The sequence below is a fragment of the Pelomonas sp. KK5 genome (genome assembly GCF_001984095.1).
Classification (GTDB): Bacteria; Pseudomonadota; Gammaproteobacteria; order Burkholderiales; family Burkholderiaceae_C; genus KK5.
Genome location: NZ_LYVQ01000458.1, coordinates 1 through 1,663 on the forward strand (window position 1 = coordinate 1; position 1,663 = coordinate 1,663).

At 66.1% G+C, this 1,663-nt stretch carries 1 protein-coding gene; it reads left to right on the forward strand.

Annotation, left to right across the window (positions count from 1 at the left end; genetic code table 11):
- On the forward strand, positions 1–1,663 hold a 1,663-nt coding region (locus B0W88_RS31615; RefSeq protein ID WP_144007135.1), incomplete at both ends, for a tandem-95 repeat protein.

The window sequence follows — 1,663 nt, forward strand, 5'->3', positions numbered from 1 at the left end:
GAACGATGCGCTGAGCTACACCGTTACGACAGCGGCATCCCACGGCACCGTCACCATCGACGCCAACGGGGCGTACACCTATACGCCGACGGCGGACTACAGCGGCCCGGACAGCTTCGTCGTCACTGTCAGTGACGGCCACGGCGGCACCCTGCAGGCAACCGTCAAGGTGGGCATCGATGCGGTCGCCGACATCGTGGCCGATACGGTGACCACCAATGAGGACACGCCGGTCACCTTCAATGTGCTGGCCGACGACAGCTTCGAGAACTCTGGCGCCATCGTCAGCTCGATCACCCAGCCGGCCACCGGCGGCACCGTCAGCTTCGCCGCCGACGGGACGATGACCTTCACCCCGGCCGCCAACTTCAACGGAAGCACCAGCTTCACCTACACGGTGACCTCGGGCGGCGTGACCGAAACCGCGGCCGTGACGGTCAACGTCACTGCCGTCAATGATGTGCCGGTGCTGACGGACCCGGGCACGCCGGGCCAGTCCTTCGATCCGACGACGGGTACCTACTCGGGCACGACCCAGGAGGACACCGCCTACACCGGCCGGATCGGCGCCACCGATGCGGACAACGATCCGCTGAGCTACACCGTTGCGACAACGGCATCCCACGGCACCGTCACTGTCGATGCCAACGGCGCGTACACCTACACGCCGACGGCGGACTACAACGGCCCGGACAGCTTCGTCGTCACTGTCAGCGACGGGCACGGCGGCACCGTGCAGGCGACCGTCAACGTCGGCATCAATGCGGTCACCGACATCGTCGCCGACACGATCACCACCGATGAAGACACACCCGTCACGTTCAACGTGCTGGCCAACGACAGCTTCGAGAACAGCAATGCCGCCGTCACCTCGATCACCCAGCCGGCCGCCGGCGGCACCGTCAGCTTCGCCGCCGACGGCACGATGACCTTCACACCGGCCGCCGACTTCAACGGCAGCACCAGCTTCAGCTACACGGTAACCTCCGGCGGTGTGACCGAGACGGCCACCGTCACCGTCAACGTGACTGCGGTCAACGACGCGCCGGTGCTGACCGATCCAGGCACGCCGGGTCAGACCTTCGACCCGACGACCGGCACGTACTCCGGCACGACCGACGAGGACACGGCATACGTCGGCCAGATCGGCGCCAGCGATGTCGACAACGACGCGCTGAGCTACGCCGTGACGACAGCGGCCGCCCACGGCACCGTCAGCATCGCCGCCGATGGCTCCTACAGGTATGCGCCGACGGCGGATTACAACGGCCCGGACAGCTTCGTTGTAACCGTCAGCGACGGCCATGGCGGCACGGTGCAGGCCACGATCAAGGTCGGCGTCAATGCGGTCGCCGACATCGTGGCCGATACGGTCACCACCGACGAAGACACGCCGATCACCTTCAACGTGCTGGCCAACGACAGCTTCGAGAACAGTGGCGCCGTGGTCACGTCGATCACGCAGCCGGCCAGCGGTGGCACTGTAAATTTCGCCGCCGACGGCACGATGACCTTCACCCCGGCAGCGAACTTCAACGGCAGCACGACGTTCAGCTACACCGTGACCTCCGGCGGTGTGACCGAGACGGCCACCGTCACGATCAACGTCATCGCGGTCAACGATGTGCCGGTCCTCAACGACCCGGGCACACCGGGCCAGACT